General features: G+C 64.3%; 12 protein-coding genes, 1 tRNA gene and 4 pseudogenes. 9 read left to right on the top strand and 8 right to left on the bottom strand.

Annotation, left to right across the window (positions count from 1 at the left end; all coding sequences use genetic code 11):
* Positions 1–34 precede the first annotated feature (34 nt).
* From U5A82_RS09920 to U5A82_RS09910, 3 genes and pseudogenes are all read left to right on the top strand, one after another.
* A complete protein-coding gene (locus U5A82_RS09920; protein ID WP_326290513.1) occupies positions 35–883 on the top strand; it encodes an alpha/beta hydrolase in 849 nt (282 codons plus the stop codon).
* Positions 884–980: 97 nt separating this feature from the next.
* Positions 981–1,057 (top strand) — tRNA-Met (locus tag U5A82_RS09915).
* 93 nt (positions 1,058–1,150) lie between these two features.
* Positions 1,151–2,376: pseudogene (locus U5A82_RS09910) on the top strand (NAD(P)/FAD-dependent oxidoreductase).
* Between the two features lie 85 nt (positions 2,377–2,461).
* Here U5A82_RS09910 and U5A82_RS09905 read toward each other — a convergent pair.
* Positions 2,462–2,980, bottom strand: a complete 519-nt coding sequence (locus tag U5A82_RS09905) for a 2'-5' RNA ligase family protein (protein WP_326290511.1) — start codon at positions 2,978–2,980, stop codon at positions 2,462–2,464.
* An 84-nt stretch (positions 2,981–3,064) separates the two neighbouring features.
* Between U5A82_RS09905 and U5A82_RS09900 the strand changes: the two genes are divergently transcribed.
* A complete protein-coding gene (locus U5A82_RS09900) occupies positions 3,065–3,487 on the top strand; it encodes a sugar transporter (protein ID WP_326290509.1) in 423 nt (140 codons plus the stop codon).
* Between the two features lie 9 nt (positions 3,488–3,496).
* On the opposite strand, the gene U5A82_RS09895 is transcribed toward U5A82_RS09900, so the two are convergent.
* From U5A82_RS09895 to U5A82_RS09880, 4 genes are all read right to left on the bottom strand, one after another.
* Positions 3,497–3,838 carry a hypothetical protein gene (locus U5A82_RS09895; RefSeq protein WP_326290507.1) on the bottom strand — a complete coding sequence of 114 codons (342 nt, stop codon included), beginning with the start codon at positions 3,836–3,838 and terminating at the stop codon, positions 3,497–3,499.
* 29 nt (positions 3,839–3,867) lie between these two features.
* Complete coding sequence (gene mltG / locus U5A82_RS09890; protein WP_326292899.1) at positions 3,868–4,839, bottom strand: endolytic transglycosylase MltG; 972 nt, start codon at positions 4,837–4,839, stop codon at positions 3,868–3,870.
* A 121-nt stretch (positions 4,840–4,960) separates the two neighbouring features.
* Complete coding sequence (gene fabF, locus U5A82_RS09885) at positions 4,961–6,220, bottom strand: beta-ketoacyl-ACP synthase II (protein ID WP_326290505.1); 1,260 nt, start codon at positions 6,218–6,220, stop codon at positions 4,961–4,963.
* A gap of 180 nt (positions 6,221–6,400) precedes the next feature.
* A complete protein-coding gene (locus U5A82_RS09880; protein ID WP_007689016.1) occupies positions 6,401–6,634 on the bottom strand; it encodes an acyl carrier protein in 234 nt (77 codons plus the stop codon).
* A gap of 209 nt (positions 6,635–6,843) precedes the next feature.
* Here U5A82_RS09880 and U5A82_RS09875 point away from each other — a divergent pair, with 209 nt between their 5' ends.
* On the top strand, positions 6,844–8,085 hold the full coding sequence (locus U5A82_RS09875) for a glycosyltransferase family 87 protein (RefSeq protein WP_326290504.1): 1,242 nt from the start codon (positions 6,844–6,846) through the stop codon (positions 8,083–8,085).
* On the opposite strand, the pseudogene fabG reads toward U5A82_RS09875, so the two are convergent.
* The 3 genes and pseudogenes from fabG to fabD all read right to left on the bottom strand — a co-directional run bounded on the left by fabG (position 8,039) and on the right by fabD (position 10,186).
* Positions 8,039–8,778 (bottom strand): annotated as a pseudogene (gene fabG, locus U5A82_RS09870) (3-oxoacyl-[acyl-carrier-protein] reductase). The gene U5A82_RS09875 and the pseudogene fabG sit on opposite strands and share 47 nt — an antisense overlap.
* A gap of 1 nt (position 8,779) precedes the next feature.
* Positions 8,780–9,212 (bottom strand): annotated as a pseudogene (locus U5A82_RS09865) (GxxExxY protein).
* Between the two features lie 38 nt (positions 9,213–9,250).
* Positions 9,251–10,186, bottom strand: coding sequence for an ACP S-malonyltransferase (fabD, locus tag U5A82_RS09860; RefSeq protein ID WP_326290503.1), 936 nt, complete (start codon positions 10,184–10,186; stop codon positions 9,251–9,253).
* Between the two features lie 182 nt (positions 10,187–10,368).
* Here fabD and U5A82_RS09855 point away from each other — a divergent pair, with 182 nt between their 5' ends.
* The 4 genes and pseudogenes from U5A82_RS09855 (at position 10,369) to U5A82_RS09840 (ending at position 15,477) form a co-directional block, all read left to right on the top strand.
* Positions 10,369–11,835 carry an efflux transporter outer membrane subunit gene (locus U5A82_RS09855; RefSeq protein ID WP_326290501.1) on the top strand — a complete coding sequence of 489 codons (1,467 nt, stop codon included), beginning with the start codon at positions 10,369–10,371 and terminating at the stop codon, positions 11,833–11,835.
* Positions 11,825–13,405 carry an efflux RND transporter periplasmic adaptor subunit gene (locus U5A82_RS09850; protein ID WP_326290499.1) on the top strand — a complete coding sequence of 527 codons (1,581 nt, stop codon included), beginning with the start codon at positions 11,825–11,827 and terminating at the stop codon, positions 13,403–13,405. The genes U5A82_RS09855 and U5A82_RS09850 overlap by 11 nt, the downstream gene beginning before the upstream one ends.
* Entirely contained in the window at positions 13,366–14,070 is a 705-nt protein-coding gene (locus tag U5A82_RS09845; RefSeq protein WP_326290497.1) for an ABC transporter ATP-binding protein, read from the top strand. The genes U5A82_RS09850 and U5A82_RS09845 overlap by 40 nt, the downstream gene beginning before the upstream one ends.
* A 202-nt stretch (positions 14,071–14,272) precedes the next feature.
* Positions 14,273–15,477, top strand: a pseudogene (locus U5A82_RS09840) (ABC transporter permease).
* Positions 15,478–15,571: the final 94 nt, after the last annotated feature.

Below are 15,571 nucleotides of genomic sequence, written 5' to 3'. Positions count from 1 at the left end.
TAACCGACGGACGCACAGCTTAAGGATATGGCGTATGAACCGGATCAGGCAGGCGGCCCTGTCATGGACGATCGCGGCGGCGCTGGCGCTGACCGGCTGCGCGGCGGCGATGCGCGAGCAGATATACAAGGCGAACGACGCGACCGTCGACATCGCGCAATGGACCAGAAGCCCGCCCCAGCCCATGCCGGTACAGACAGCGGACGGCATCATGCTGACCGGCTATTACTGGCCGGGCGAACCGATGGACCGCGACGTCATCCTCTTCTTCCATGGCCGGGGATCGAACCAGGGCATCGCGGCCCGCTATGCCGAACATCTGACCGGCCGGGGCGACCATGTCATCGTCGTGTCCTATCGCGGCTTTGGCGGCAATCCCGGCGATCCGACGCAGGCCGCGCTGGTGGACGACGGGCGCAGATTTATCGCCGCCGCGCGCAAGCTGGTGGGATCGAACGCCCGCATCTTCCTGGTTGGCCATTCGCTGGGCGGCGCGGTGGCGCTGCACGTGGCGGCAACGGAGCCGGTCGCGGGCGTCATCACCCTGTCGACGTTCGACACACTCGCGCAATCCGCGCCGGGCGGCATGGGCAAGCTGCTACCCGACAAGTGGAATAATCTGGATGCCGCGTCGAAGATCGGGGCGCCGCTGGTGATGATCCACGGCACCGCCGACGACCGGGTGGACATGGATCAGGCCGCCGCCCTGTTCGCCGCCGCCAGGCATCCCGCCGACTGGCTGATCGCACCGGGCGCTGGCCACAACCCCGATATGGCCAAGCTGGGGCCGCTGGTCAGCGAAGCGGTGGAAGCCGTCGATGACGACGCGCTGGACGACTATCCCGTGGCGCTGCCGACGGGGTGGGAAGTGCGCCGGAAATGATCGCAGAAGTTTTGCGCAAACCCCGTTGACCCGCCTGCCATCGCTGCGTATAGCGCCGCCTCACCGCAGGGCGATGCGCCCGGCGAGGCCCTTTTGGGGCGGAGTAGCTCAGCTGGTTAGAGCAGCGGAATCATAATCCGCGTGTCGGGGGTTCAAGTCCCTCCTCCGCTACCATTTTTCACCCGCACGAAACATATCCTCCTTGCCTCACGCGGCAAAGCGCGCCAATCAGCGTCGCAAATAAGGCATGACGGGGATAGAGGACGGATGAGCTATTACGACGTTCTGATCGTGGGCGCGGGCCATGCAGGCGCACAGGCGGGCATCGCGCTGCGCCAGGCCGGGTTCGACGGGTCGGTCGCCATGATCGGCGACGAAAAATACCCCCCTATGAGCGCCCGCCCCTGTCCAAGGAATATTTCGCGGGCGACAAGAGCTTCGACCGCATCCTCATCCGCCCCGCCCGCTTCTGGGAAGAGCGCAAGATCGACATGCTGCTGGGCAGGCGCGTCAAAAGCATCGATCCGGTCGGCAAGTTCGTGACCGTGGGTGACGGCGAAATCGGCTATGGCAAGCTCATCTGGTGCACGGGCGGATCGCCCCGCCTGCTGACCTGCAATGGCGCGGACGCCACCAATGTCCATGCCGTGCGCCGCCGCGACGATGTGGACGCGATGATGGCGAAGATCGATAGCATCAATCATGTGACCATCATCGGCGGCGGCTATATCGGGCTGGAGGCAGCGGCCGTGCTGTCCAAATTCGGCAAGACAGTGGTGCTGCTGGAAGCGCTCGACCGGGTGCTGGCGCGCGTGGCAGGCGAAGATCTGTCGCGTTTTTACGAAGCCGAGCATCGCGCCCATGGCGTGGACCTGCGCACTGGCGCGCGGATGGACTGTATCGAGGTGAAGGACGGGCTGGCGACCGCCGTCCTGATGCAGGATGGCGAGCGGATCGACACCGACATGGTGATCGTGGGCATCGGCATCATCCCCGAAACCGGCCCGCTGATCGCGGCGGGCGCGGCGGGGGGCAATGGCGTCGACGTGGACGAATTTTGCCGCACGTCGCTGGACGACATCTACGCGGTGGGTGATTGCGCCGCGCACGCCAACCGCTTTGCCGGCGGCGCGCAGATGCGACTGGAATCCGTGCAGAATGCCAACGATCAGGCGAAGGTCGCAGTGGCGCACATCATGGGCAAGGAAGAGGCCTATGACGCCGTGCCCTGGTTCTGGTCGAACCAATATGATCTGAAGCTCCAGACGGTGGGCCTGTCCACCGGCTTTGACCAGACGATCCTGCGCGGCGATCCGGCCACGCGCAGCTTCTCGGTCGTGTATCTCAAGGGCGGCAAAGTGATCGCGCTGGATTGCGTGAATATGGTCAAGGATTATGTCCAGGGTCGCGCCCATGTGATTGCCGGGGCCGCGCTGGACGTGGCGCAACTGGCGGACGCATCGGTGCCGTTGAAGGAAGTCGGGCTGGCCTGAATAGTGCGCCGTCCGCCAATAGTGGCGGACGGCGGATTTATAATCCTCTCCCGCCTTTGCGGGAGAGGATAAGTAGCTGACCGCCCTACCCCCTGAACATCGCCTTCATCGCCAATTCCCATGGCCCGCCGCGATAATGCCAGGCGGCAAGGCCTGAAATGGCGAAGGCGCGCGGTTGAAATTCCGCCGCCAATCGCTCCGCCAGCGCCTTCGCTTCCTGTGGCTTCACCTTGTTCTGGATCGTGACGTGCAGGCGCGGACGGGCCTGATCCTGCGGAGTTAGCAGGCCTGCAAATGCGTCGGCCAGTTCATCGCGCATCGCCATCAGCTCGGGGCTGTCGATGCGATAGGCGACCCCCTGCCCCAGCGGCATGACGGCTGCCAGCCTGGCCGCCGGCGCGGGGCCACGGCACAGGGTTTTCAACCGCGCTGCAATCTCGTCCAGCAGCGAGGGCGGAAGATGGTGAAACAGGGTCACATGGGCGGACAGTTGATTGCGTTCCGGCGGAAAATGCGCGCGGCGCAGACCATCCGCCCAGGCAAAGTCCGCCGCGCCCATCAGCGCCGTCACGATGATCGGCGCACGTCGTTCCGCTATCGTCATGTCTCTTTCGGTCCAATGCTATCAGGTGTATCATCCCTATAGAGCGTCCTGCCCGGCGCAGCGACGTCATGGAGGGGAAAGATCATGTCCACGTCGCGCAAGGTTACGATCATCGGGGTCATCCTGTTGTTATGGGGCCTGATGGGGATCGCGGCCTTCATCATGCAATATACGGTCGATCTGAGCGCGCTGGCCAGAACCGATCCCGCCGCCGCCCGCGCCTTCGCGACGATGCCAGGCTGGGTATGGACCGTCTATGCCATCGCCGTGGCGACCGGCACGCTGGGCGCGATCGCGCTGCTGTTGCGCAAATCGATCGCCGCCTTCCTGTTCCTGCTGTCGCTTGTCTGCGTCATCGTGCAGTTCGGCTATACGTTCCTGGGCACCCACTTGCTGGCGGAAAAGGGATGGGTTGCCACCGTTCCCTTTCCCGCGCTCATCATCGCGGTGGCGCTGTTCGGCTGGCTTTATAGCCGTTCGCTCGTCGCGAGGGGCCTTTTGCGCTGATTGGACAGGTCAGCGGGCCTTGCCGCTCATCGCGCTCAAGGCGTTGCCAGCGGCCGTGATCTGACCGCCACGTTGCTTCAATTCTTCGCCACATTGAACAAGCAATGTCCGGGTCTGGCTTTCGTCGATATCGATCGCCTCACGCGTCATCAGGCTAGTGAGGTCGATATCTGGCTCCGCCCCGAAGATCTGGTCCGCGAAGAACATCGATCCGATCAGACCCGACATCTTCATCGTCGCATCTTCGTTCGTGGCAAGGGACGACACGACGATGAAGCAGCGCACCGCGTGGCGGACCGCTGGATGATGCGTCTGTGCCTTCGCAGCGCCGGGTAACGGCATGACAGCCAAGAATGCCGCCGCGATCCAGCGCCGATACCTCACAACTCGCCGCGCGCGCGGCGGATTTCGAACCATTTGCGCACATTTTCATTATGCTGCTGATAGGTGTCGGCGAAGATATGGCCGCCCTTGCCATCGGCGACGAAATAGAGCGCCTTGGTTTGCGCCGGGTGCAATACCGCCAGGATCGACAGCCGTCCCGGATTGGCGATCGGTCCCTTGGGCAGGCCGACCATGGCGTAGGTGTTGTAGTCGTTGACCGCCGCGATTTCCGACTTGCGGATGCGGCGGCCCAGCGGCTTGCCCCGCGTGATCGGGTAGATGATGGTCGGGTCCGCCTGCAACATCATGTTGGTGCGCAACCGGTTGGCATAGACCCCCGCCACCATGGGCCGCTCCAAAGGAACGCCGGTTTCCTTCTCCACGATGCTGGCGAGGATGACCGCTTCCCTGGGCGATTTGACGATGGTGTTGGCCGCGCGCTCCGCCCAGAGTTGGGCCAGGGCCTTGTCCATCGCCGCCTGCATGCGTTTCAACACGACGGCGCGCGCCTCGCCCTTGTCGAAGGCATAGCTGTCGGGCAGCACGCTGCCTTCGTCGGGCACCGGAATGTCGCCCGTCAACTGGTCGTTCGCCATCAGCCGCTCATGCACCAGGATGGACGGCATGCCTTCGGGAATGGTGATGAGGCGGGTAAGCGTCTTGCCGCCTTGCAGGATGGACAGGATGTCGCTGTTGCTGGCGCCTGCGGGCAGGATGAACTCGCCTGCCTTGATCGATTTGCCGCTGCCGAACAGCTTCGCCCGCGTCAGAAAGGCGTCGGCGGACCGCACCGCCCCACCCTGTTTCAGCAGCACCGCCGCGTCGGACAGCGTCGCCCCTTCCGGCACGACGATACGGACATCCTGTTTCGCGGGGCCTGGCTCGCTCCACCCATAGACGAAGCGGAACGCGATGAAGGCAGCGACCGCCAGCCCGATCAGCAGGACGATGCCGCCTAGTCGTCGCATGGGGCCGGTGCGGGTTCGCTTTGCCATAGGGTTCCCCTGTTCCCCGGCGAAGGCCAGGGTCCAGTTCAGAGCGAGGGACTGGACCCCGGCCTTCGCCGGGGAACAGAATGGATAACCTGCCTCAGATCGCCTTCATGATCAGCGAGGCGTTGGTGCCGCCGAAGCCGAACGAATTGTTCAGCACCGCGCGCACCTTGCGCTCCTTGGCGACGTGCGGGACCAGGTCCACGCCCTTGCAGCTTTCGCTCGGTTCATCGAGGTTCAGCGTCGGCGGCACGATGCCGTCGCGCATGGCGAGGATGCAGAAGATGCTTTCCACCGCGCCCGCGCCGCCCAGCAGATGGCCGATCGCCGACTTGGTGGACGACATCGACATATGGCCGATCTGGTCGCCGAACAGGCGGCGCACCGCGCCCAGTTCCAGTTCGTCGCCCAGCGGGGTCGATGTGCCATGCGCGTTCACATAGTCGATGTCGTCGAGGGACAGGCCCGACTTCTTGAGCGCCATCTGCATCGAACGGAACGCGCCCGATCCTTCGGGATGCGGCGCGGTGACATGATAGGCGTCACCCGACAGGCCGTAACCCAGCACTTCGGCATAGATTTTCGCGCCGCGCGCCTTCGCCCGTTCATATTCTTCGAGTACGACCACGCCGGCGCCTTCGCCCATGACGAAGCCGTCGCGGTTGACGTCATAGGGGCGGCTGGCGCGCGTGGGATCGTCGTTGAAGCCGGTCGAGAGCGCGCGCGCCTGGGCGAAACCAGCGATGCCGATAGGGCAGATCGCGCTTTCCGCGCCGCCCGCCAGCATGACGTCGGCATCGTCCATCGCGATCATCCGCGCGGCGTCGCCGATCGAATGCGCGCCGGTCGAACAAGCGGTGACGACCGCATGGTTCGGCCCCATCAGGCCATATTTGATCGAAACCTGGCCGGAGATCAGGTTGATGAGGCGGCCATGGACGAAATGCGGGCTGACCCGGCTCGGCCCCTTGTTGGCCAGCACCAGCGATTCGCTTTCGATGCCGGGCAGACCGCCGATGCCCGAACCGATCGAGCAACCGGCGCGCAGCCGTTCTTCTTCCGACATATTGTCGAGGCCCGCGTCGCGCAGCGCCTGGCTGGCGGCGGAGATGCCGAACACGATGAATAGGTCGACCTGGCGCTGGATCTTGTGATCGACATCCAGCGACGCGTCGTAACCATATTCATGGTCCTTGGGCTTCACTTCGCAAGCGATGCGGCATTTATAGTCGGTAGGATCGAAGCGCGTGATCGTGGCCGCGCCGGATTTGGACGCGATGATATTCTTCCAACTGGTTTCCACATCTCCGCCCAAAGGGCTGACCATGCCAAGGCCAGTGACGACGACACGACGCATATGCTTGCTCCGAAATATTCTCTTTGGCTTCGCATCGTCCATCTAGTGGCTTGCAGCCCTATTGTGAACGGTGCGCCAGATACGAAAAAGCTCCCCACATTCCGGAATTACCGGACAGGAGGGAGCCATTTCCTAACGCGCAGGGCGGCCCGGCGCATCGCACGCGGGCCGCAAGACGCCTTACTGCTTGCTGTCGATATAATCGATCGCATCCTTGACGGTCGCGATCTTTTCGGCAGCGTCGTCAGGGATTTCAACGCCGAATTCTTCTTCGAACGCCATGACCAGCTCGACGATGTCCAGGCTGTCCGCGCCCAGATCGTCGATGAAGCTGGCATCCTCGGTCACCTTTTCGGCTTCAACGCCCAGATGCTCGACGACGATTTTCTTTACGCGATCCGCGGTCTCACTCATGAGTGGTCCTTCTTGACTGGTATCGTTGGTGGTTGTGAATAACCGTTAAGGCATTGCCCTAGTGCCAAGCTCCGATAGAGGCAAGAGGGAAGGCCGCCAAGCCCCTTTCATCCCATCCAGTGCCTGTACGGCAACAAAAAACTTGGCCTGCCGCTCTGCATAACGACCTATTTACCAAAATTTCAGCGCCTTTGTGCGATGGAAACCGCATGCGCGCCTTTCCGCTCCCCGATCAACTGGTCACCCGCGCGCGCATCCGCCTGGTTGCGATGCTGGTGCTGGCGGCGACGGTGATCGGCCTCCTCTACCTCTTCGCGACCGCGCATGGCACGGTGGATTCGCTGGGACGGCCGCTGGGGACGGACTTTTCCAATGTCTGGAGCGCGGGCTGGATGGCCGACCATGGTCGGGCGCCAGATGCGTGGAACTGGGCGCGCCACTATGACGTGCAGAAACAGGTGCATCATGATGTCGCCATCCCCTTCTACGGTTGGCACTACCCCCCGCCCTTCCTGATCATCGCGACGTTGCTTGCCCAATTCCCCTATGTCGCCGCGCTTGTGCTCTGGCAGGGTTCGACACTGATGCTGGCACTGGCGCTGGTGCGGCGCATATTGCCGGGGGATCGCGACGCGATGCTGGTGGCGCTGGGCGCGCCGGTCGTGCTGATTTGCCTGGGCCATGGTCAGAATGCCTTCCTGACGGCCAGCCTTCTGGGCACGGGCATGCTGTTGCTGGACAGACGCCCCTGGGTGGCAGGCATGCTGCTGGGCGCGTTGGTCTACAAGCCGCAATTTGCGGTGCTGATCCCGGTGGTGATAATCGCGCGCGGCAATTGGCGCGCTTTCGTTGCAGCGGCCCTGACCGTCATGGCGCTATGCCTGGTGACGCTGGCGATCTGGGGATGGCCGGTCTGGCGGGCCTTCCTCGATTCCCTGCCGCTGACGCAACATATCGTCATAGAGGCAGGCGATACCGGCTGGGAGAAAATCCCCAGCCCCTTCGCCGCGATGCGCCAATGGGGTGGATCGATTCCGATCGCCTATGGCGTCCAGGCTGTCGTCACCGCCATCGCGATCGGGGCGGCGGCGCTGGCGGCCCGACGCGGATCGACGGCTGTGCGCGGCGCGGCGGCGCTGAGCGCGGCTCTGCTCTGCACGCCCTATGTTCTGGATTACGATTTCGTGCTGCTGGGCGTCGCCATCGCCTTCCTGGTGGCGGACATGCAGAAACGGGGCGTCCTGGCGTGGGAGCCGACAGGACTCGCCTATGCCTGGATCGCCCCGCTGTTCGGCCGGTTCCTGTCGGACCTGACCCATATCCCGGTCGATCTGATCGCCGCCATCGCCGTGCTGGCGCTGGCGGTGCGGCGCGCCATCCTGCTGGACGGCGCGCTCGCCCGGTTCAGATCATCGCCATCCCGCCATTCACATGCAGCGTCTGGCCGGTGACGTAACCGGCTTCGCGGCTCGCCAGATAGACGACCGCCGCGCCGATATCGTCGCCATCGCCCAGATCGCCCGCCGGAATCTTGGTGAGGATCGCGCCCTTCTGCGCATCGTTGAGCGCATCGGTCATGGCCGACCGGATGAAGCCCGGTGCCACGCAATTGACGGTGATGCCCCTGCTCCCCAGTTCCTGCGCAAGCGATTTGGACATACCGATGATGCCGGCTTTCGACGCGCAATAATTGGCCTGACCGGGATTGCCGGTGACGCCGACGACCGAGGTGATGGAAATGATGCGGCCGAAGCGGGCCTTCATCATCGGCTTGGCCGCCGCGCGGACGAGACGAAACGCCGCCTCCAGATTGACAGAGATGACCTGCGACCATTCCTCATCCTTCATCCGCAAGATCAGGTTGTCGCGAGTGATGCCGGCATTGTTGACGAGGATGTCGACCTTCCCGCCGAGCGCTTCGACCGCCTGCGGCACCAGCGCATCGACCGACGCGGAATCGCTCAGGTTGCAGACGATCGTCTTGTGATCCCCGCCCAGTTCGGCGGCAAAGGCCTTGAGCTTGTCTGCATTGCTGCCCGAAAGCGCCAGCGTCGCGCCCTGCGCCGCGAGCGCCCGGGCGATGGAAGAACCGATCCCCCCGAAGCGCCCGTCACCAGCGCGGTCATGCCTGTAAGGTCGAACATGTCAGTCTCCTTGTTCTTTTTGGTTCACGCGGAGGCGCGAAGACGCGGAGGGGACATAGTCGTTGACTATGCGCTTGCCCCCCTTCCTTGAGCGTCGCGCCGCCGAAATTGATGAGCAACCCAACGGGCTGTTTCGTCAGGCGAAGATAGGTCAGCAATTGCTTTGCGTGGGCCGGGCTGAGGCGTTCCGCCGATTTGATTTCAACCAGAAGCACGCCTTCTACAATGAGATCGATGCGAAAGGCTGCATCGAACCGCAACCCGTCATATTCGACATCGAACGGGCGCTGTCTCTCCACCACATAACCCATGGCGGCCAATTTGGCCGCCAGGATCATCTCATAGACGCTCTCCAATAATCCCGGCCCCAATTCGCGGTGCACACGCAGAGCCAGATTCAAAACGTCGCCACTGATGCGGTCGATCTCGACCAAATCTCCTCCGCGTCTTCGCGCCTCCGCGCGAACAAAATTTAAAAAGCGCCCAGCGCCGCCTCGATATCGTCCATCGTCACGATGCTGCGCACGGTCGCGTCGGGGGCGATGCGCTTGACCATGGGGCCGAGCACCTTGCCGCCCAACTCCACGAACTCGGTGACGCCCGCGTCCCACATGGCCGACACGGATTCGCGCCAGCGCACGCGGCCTGTCACCTGTTCGACCAGGCGCGCCTTGATCTCTTCGGGGTCGGCGATCGGCGCGGCCAGCACATTGGCGTAGACCGGTAGCAGCGGGGCGTTGATCGCCGCCTTCGCGAGCGCTTCCGCCATCACGTCTGCGGCAGGCTGCATCAGTGGGCAATGGAAAGGGGCCGACACCGGCAGCAGCACGCCGCGCTTGATGCCATGATCCTTCACCAGCGCGACCGCACGCTCGATCGCGGCGCGATGGCCCGAAATTACGACCTGGCTCGGATCGTTATCGTTGGCGACGGTGCAGACTTCGCCCTGCGCCGCTGCGTCGGCCAGCGCCTGCGCCTTGTCGATGTCCGCGCCCAGCAAGGCCGCCATCGCGCCCTCGCCCACCGGCACGGCCGCCTGCATCGACTGGCCACGCAGCTTCAGCAGGCGCGCCGTCGTGATGATATCGAACGCCTCCACGGCGCAGAGCGCGCTATATTCGCCCAAACTGTGGCCCGCGACATAATCGCCCTTCTCCGCCAGGCTGAAGCCGCCTTCCGCCTGCATCACGCGCAGCGTGGCGATGGCGTTGGCCATGATCGCTGGCTGGGCATTTTCGGTCAGCGTCAGGTCGCTATCCGGCCCCTCCACCATGATGCGGAACAGATTTTGCGACAGGGCGTCGTCGACTTCCTGAAACAATTCCCGCGCCGCCGGACTGGCGTCGGCCAGCGCCTTGCCCATGCCCACGGACTGGCTGCCCTGCCCCGGAAAAAGAAATGCCCGCATCGATTGTCCTCTGACCAAAAGCGCCTGGAAAAGCGCATAATTTCAAACATGATACACTTTGAGACATAAATGTCATTGAGCCGTACACACCCCTGCGGCAGTCAGGGACGGGACATCTCACCCCCCTTTGCAAGCGGGGCAGCGTGGCCGCCCCTTTAACGACGACGGAGTGCAAGGAAAAGGTGCGATATCGCATTGCATGGATCAGCGGCACGACGCTCCTCCTGTCCGCCTGCGCGGCAGGGCCTGACTATCGCGCGCCGCAGACCGCTGCGCTCGGCATTCCTGCTGCCTATAGCCAGGGCGATGGCGCGCCGGTCAGCGACACCGACCTTTCCCAATGGTGGACGCGGCTGAACGACCCGGCGCTCAGCGCCCTGATCGACACCGCAATCGCCAACAATCTGGATATCGTGCAGGCGCAGGCGCGCTTGCGGCAGGCGCGGGAATCGCTGCGCCAGGCCAATGCCAGCTTCGCGCCACAACTCAGTGGCGCGGCGACGGGCGGACGCAACTATAGCAATCAGGATGCGGGCGGGCGACTGGACAGCAGCGGCAATCCGATCGGTGGCGGCACCGGCAATTGGTCCAGCAGCTATTCCGGCCGCATCAACGCCAGCTGGCAGGTCGACCTGTTTGGCGAACTGTCGCGTACCGCCGAAGCGGCGCGGGCGGACCTGGCGGCGTCGGGATATGATCTCGCCAATGTGCGGATGACGATCATATCCGAACTGGCCACCAACTATATCCAGGCGCGACTGGCGCAGGAACAGCTGCGCATCGCGCGCGAAAGCCAGCGCGTCCAGAAGGATAATTTCGACATCGCCAGCTGGCGCTTGCAGGCTGGCCTCGTCTCCTCGCTGGACGAGCAGCAGGCCCGCGCCCAACTCGCCCAGACCAACGCCACGATCCCGCAGTTCGAAGCCAGTTTGAAAGGCAGCCTGAACCGCATCGCCGTGCTGACGGGGCAGGCGCCGGGCGAAGCGACACGCGCGCTGGAAACCCCCGCCCCCATTCCCGTAGCATCCTCACAGATCGCGACCGGCATCCCTGCCGACACATTGCGCCAGCGCCCCGACGTGCGCAGCGCCGAACGCGCGCTGGCCGCCGCCACCGCGCGGATCGGCGTGGCGCAGGCGCAGCTCTACCCTTCGCTCGGCATCAGCGGCAATATCGGCACAACCTCCAATGCGTTCAGCGATTTGTTCAGCCTGATCACCGGCGGCGTCTTCGCCAATGTGGCGCAGACCATCTTCGACGGCGGCCGCCTGACATCGCAGGTCCGCTCGCAAAAGGCCGCGACCGACGCCGCCTTCGCCGCCTATAAGCAAAGCGTCCTCACCGCGCTGGAGGATGTCGAAAACGCCATGGCGCGACTCACCAGCGCGCGCCTGCGCAAGGTGGAGTTCGCCACCGCCCTTGACGCGTCGAACAACGCCGCGATCCTGGCGCGCAGCCAGTATCAGGCGGGGCTGACCGATTTTCAGACGCTGTTGACCAGCGAATCCACCCTGTTGAACGCGCGCAATAGCCTGGCTTCCGCGCAATCCGACGAAGTTCTGGCCATCGCCCAGCTTTACGATGCGCTGGGTGGCGGCTGGCAGACCATGGAAGATCGCCCCCCCAGTGGATCAAGCAATGAGCAATGATGTGAGCAAGGATCAGGACCTCGACGATTTTCTGGGCGCGAAGCCTGAAAAGCCGTGGCGCAAATGGGCGATCCGGGGCGCGATGGGCGTCGTCCTGCTGATCGTCATCCTGTTGCTGGCACGCTGCTTCTCGGGCGAGGACAAGCCCAACTATGCAACCCGTGAAGTGCGCACCGGCGATCTGACCGTCAGCGTATCGGCAACCGGCAACCTGAAGCCCATCAATCAGGTCGATGTCGGGTCCGAACAATCGGGCAAGATCACGGCCGTCTATGTCGACGTGAACGATCGCGTGACCAAGGGGCAAAAGCTCGCCGAACTCGATACCCGCCGTCTGGTCGATACGGTGAACCAGAACCGCGCGCAGGTCGCCGCCAGCCAGGCCAGCGTCGCGCAGGCACAGGCACAGGTAGCGCTGGCCAAGGCGACGCTCGACCGGCAGGAAAATGTGTTCCGCCTGTCGGGCGGCCGCGTGCCGGCCAAGACCGAACTGGATTCGGCCCGTGCCGACTATCAGGGCGCGCTCGCCAATCTTCGTTCCACACAAGCGCAGGTGAACGTGTCGCGCGCGCAGTTGTCGACCGCACAGACCAACCTGTCGATCGCGCAGATCGTGTCCCCGGTGAACGGCGTGGTCCTGTCGCGCGACATCGAACCAGGCCAGACGGTGGCCGCGTCCTTCAACGCGCCGGTCCTCTTCACCCTGGCCGAAGACCTGACGCAGATGGAGGTCGAGGTTTCGGTGGACGAAGCCGATGTCGGCCAGGTGAAGGAAGGCCAGAGCGCCACCTTCGCGGTGGACGCCTTCCCCGGCCGCACCTTCCCGGCCACGGTGTCGCGGGTCAATGTCGGGTCGAACGCGTCGAGCAGTTCGTCCTCCTCGACCGGGACGACGACCACCAGCACGACCGGCACCGTGGTCGCCTACACGGCGGTACTGACGGTCAACAACAAGGATGAGATATTGCGTCCCGGCATGACCGCGACCGCCGATATCGTGACGCAGGAACTGAGCAACGTACTGCTGGTCCCCAACAGTGCGCTGCGCTTCAAGCCCAGCAGCGGCGCGCAGGGTGGCGGCATCGCCAGCGTCCTGCCGGGACCCGGCCGCATGCGGCGCGGCGGAGCCAAGCGTCAGGTGAATTTCGGCGCGGGCAGCAGCCAGACCGTCTATATCGTAGGCGAAGACGGCGATCCGAAGGCGGTGCAGGTGACGGTGGGCGCAAGCGACGGATCGCGCACGGCGATCACCGGCGGCGCGTTGAAGGCAGGGATGCGCGTCATCACCGGGCAGCTTGCGGCGGGCCAGCAGCCCCCGGCGGAAGACCAGAAGGCCGATGCGGGCGCCGACACCAAGGCCCCGGATCGTCGCCAGTCCAATCCGTCGGCCGACGGCACCCCCGCCAGCGTTGGCAAGCTGGGCAATTCAGGCGACGCAGCGCCTGAAACCGCGCCGGTAACGCCCTCCAACGGCGCCGCCCCCCTGCCCAGACGCGCGGCGTCGGCCGCCCGAGCGGAACCTGATTCGCCATGGCGGCAAGCGACCCGATCATCTCCATGCGCGGCGTGACGAAGGTCTATGGCGAAGGCCCGACCGCGTTTCAGGCTTTGAAAGGCGTCGACCTCGACATCCAGCAGGGTGATTTCGTCGCCGTCATGGGGCCTTCCGGTTCGGGCAAGTCGACCACGATGAACATATTGGGCTGCCTCGACGTGCCATCGGGCGGGGCCTATTTGTTCAAGGGCCATCATGTCGAAACGCTGGACCGCGACCAGCGCGCGCTGCTGCGCCGTCGCTATCTCGGTTTCGTGTTTCAGGGGTTCAACCTGTTGTCGCGCACGACGGCGCTGGAAAATGTGGAGCTGCCCCTGCTCTATCGCGGCGAGGATAAGAAGACCCGCTACGACATGGGCATGGCCGCACTCGACAAGGTGGGCCTGAAAGACTGGTGGGATCACACGCCGGCCGAACTGTCCGGCGGGCAGCAGCAACGCGTCGCCATCGCCCGCGCCATCGTCACCCAGCCCGACGTGCTGGTCGCCGACGAACCCACCGGCAACCTCGATTCGCAGCGATCGATCGAAATCATGGAATTGCTGACCGACCTCAACAGGAATAGCGGCATCACCGTGCTGATGGTCACGCACGAACCCGACATGGCGGCCTATGCGCGCACCATCGTGCATTTTCGCGACGGACTGGTCGAACGGATCGAACAGGGGGTGGCGGCGTGAGGATGGTCGCTTTAACTATCCCCTTCGTCACTCTGAACTTGTTTCAGGGTCCATCGGGCGACACGCGCGGATGGAGGCGAAGGCGCGGAACGTTGCGGCGGGTCACAGGTGGACGGGACAGCGCGTCCATGAGGAAGATCTTACAAATCGCAACATGGATGCTGAAACAAGTTCAGCATGACGACAAGTGCGAGATATCGCCATGCTAGGCACCACCGTCATCCTCGCCTTCCGCGCGATCAACCGGCACAAGCTGCGCAGTTTCCTCACCACACTGGGCATCATCATCGGCGTCGCGGCGGTCGTCACCATGGTGACGCTGGGCAATGGCGCGACTGCGGCCGTGCGCGAACAGATCAGTTCGCTGGGCGCGAACGTCCTGCAATTGCGCCCCGGCCAGGGCTTCGGCCGCGGCGGCGGCGGCCCGCGCCCCCCGACTTCAAGGAACGCGACCTGACCGCGATCGAAAACCAGCTGACCGGCGTCCGCGCCGTCGCGCCGGTCGTCCAGTCCAGCGGGACCGCCATCTATGAAGGCAATAACTGGTCGACCACCGTCTATGGCACGACATCGGCCTATTCGGAGGTGCAGCAGTGGAAGGTGGCGGACGGCCGCCTGTTCCTGCCCGAGGAGGAAGAGGCCGGTCGCCCCGTCTGCATCATCGGCAATACGGTGCGCACCAACCTGTTCCAGGGGGCGGAGCCGGTGGGCCAGCGGATGCGGATAAAGGGCGTGTCCTGCCAGGTCGTGGGCGTGCTGGCGACGCGCGGCCAGGGCGGGTTCGGCGATCAGGACGATGTCGTCGTCATGCCGATCAAATTCGTGCAGCGGCGCTTCACCGGCGACCGCGACATCAGCCAGATCATGGTCGCCGTGGACGACGCCTATGACACCAGCACCGTCCAGGCCAGCCTGGAGGAGTTGATGCGCGAACGGCGCAAGATCAAGGCGGATCAGGAGGATAATTTCAACGTCTTCGACACCAAGCAGATCAGCGACACGCTGACCGGCACGACCACGATCCTGACCCAGATCGTCGGCGCGGTCGCGGCGATATCGCTGCTGGTCGGCGGCATCGGCATCATGAACATCATGCTGGTGTCGGTGACCGAGCGGACCCGGGAGATCGGCATCCGCCTCGCCATCGGCGCGGTCGCGCGTGAGGTGCTGATGCAGTTCCTGGTCGAGGCGATCGTGCTGTCCTGCCTGGGCGGCCTCATCGGCCTGTTCCTGGCCCTGATCGCGTCGGTCGGCATCGCGCCGCTGATGAAGGTGCCGTTCCTGTTCGATCTGAAGGTGAACCTGATCGCCTTCATCTTTTCCGCCGCGATCGGCGTGGTGTTCGGCTATTTCCCGGCCCGGCGCGCGGCCGCGCTCAACCCCATCGACGCGCTGCGGCACGAATAGCGGATACACTTTCCGACAAAGGCGGGTGTCGTTTGGCACAATCCTGCGACACCCGCCGTCTAATCCCCTTCCATGCCGCCACGCACCGTGGCCC

Source organism: Sphingobium sp. CR2-8, from assembly GCF_035818615.1.
In the GTDB taxonomy this organism is placed as follows: Bacteria; Pseudomonadota; Alphaproteobacteria; order Sphingomonadales; family Sphingomonadaceae; genus Sphingobium.
This window is presented reverse-complemented; position numbering and strand designations above follow the sequence as displayed.

Bases quoted from the DNA above. Each gene is read 5' to 3' on its own strand.
- U5A82_RS09920 (WP_326290513.1), top strand. From the start codon at position 35: ATGAACCGGATCAGGCAGGCGGCCCTGTCATGGACGATCGCGGCGGCG.
- U5A82_RS09905 (WP_326290511.1), bottom strand. From the start codon at position 2,980: ATGACGATAGCGGAACGACGTGCGCCGATCATCGTGACGGCGCTGATG.
- U5A82_RS09900 (WP_326290509.1), top strand. From the start codon at position 3,065: ATGTCCACGTCGCGCAAGGTTACGATCATCGGGGTCATCCTGTTGTTA.
- mltG (WP_326292899.1), bottom strand. From the start codon at position 4,839: ATGCGACGACTAGGCGGCATCGTCCTGCTGATCGGGCTGGCGGTCGCT.
- fabF (WP_326290505.1), bottom strand. From the start codon at position 6,220: ATGCGTCGTGTCGTCGTCACTGGCCTTGGCATGGTCAGCCCTTTGGGC.
- U5A82_RS09880 (WP_007689016.1), bottom strand. From the start codon at position 6,634: ATGAGTGAGACCGCGGATCGCGTAAAGAAAATCGTCGTCGAGCATCTG.
- U5A82_RS09875 (WP_326290504.1), top strand. From the start codon at position 6,844: ATGCGCGCCTTTCCGCTCCCCGATCAACTGGTCACCCGCGCGCGCATC.
- fabD (WP_326290503.1), bottom strand. From the start codon at position 10,186: ATGCGGGCATTTCTTTTTCCGGGGCAGGGCAGCCAGTCCGTGGGCATG.
- U5A82_RS09850 (WP_326290499.1), top strand. From the start codon at position 11,825: ATGAGCAATGATGTGAGCAAGGATCAGGACCTCGACGATTTTCTGGGC.
- U5A82_RS09845 (WP_326290497.1), top strand. From the start codon at position 13,366: ATGGCGGCAAGCGACCCGATCATCTCCATGCGCGGCGTGACGAAGGTC.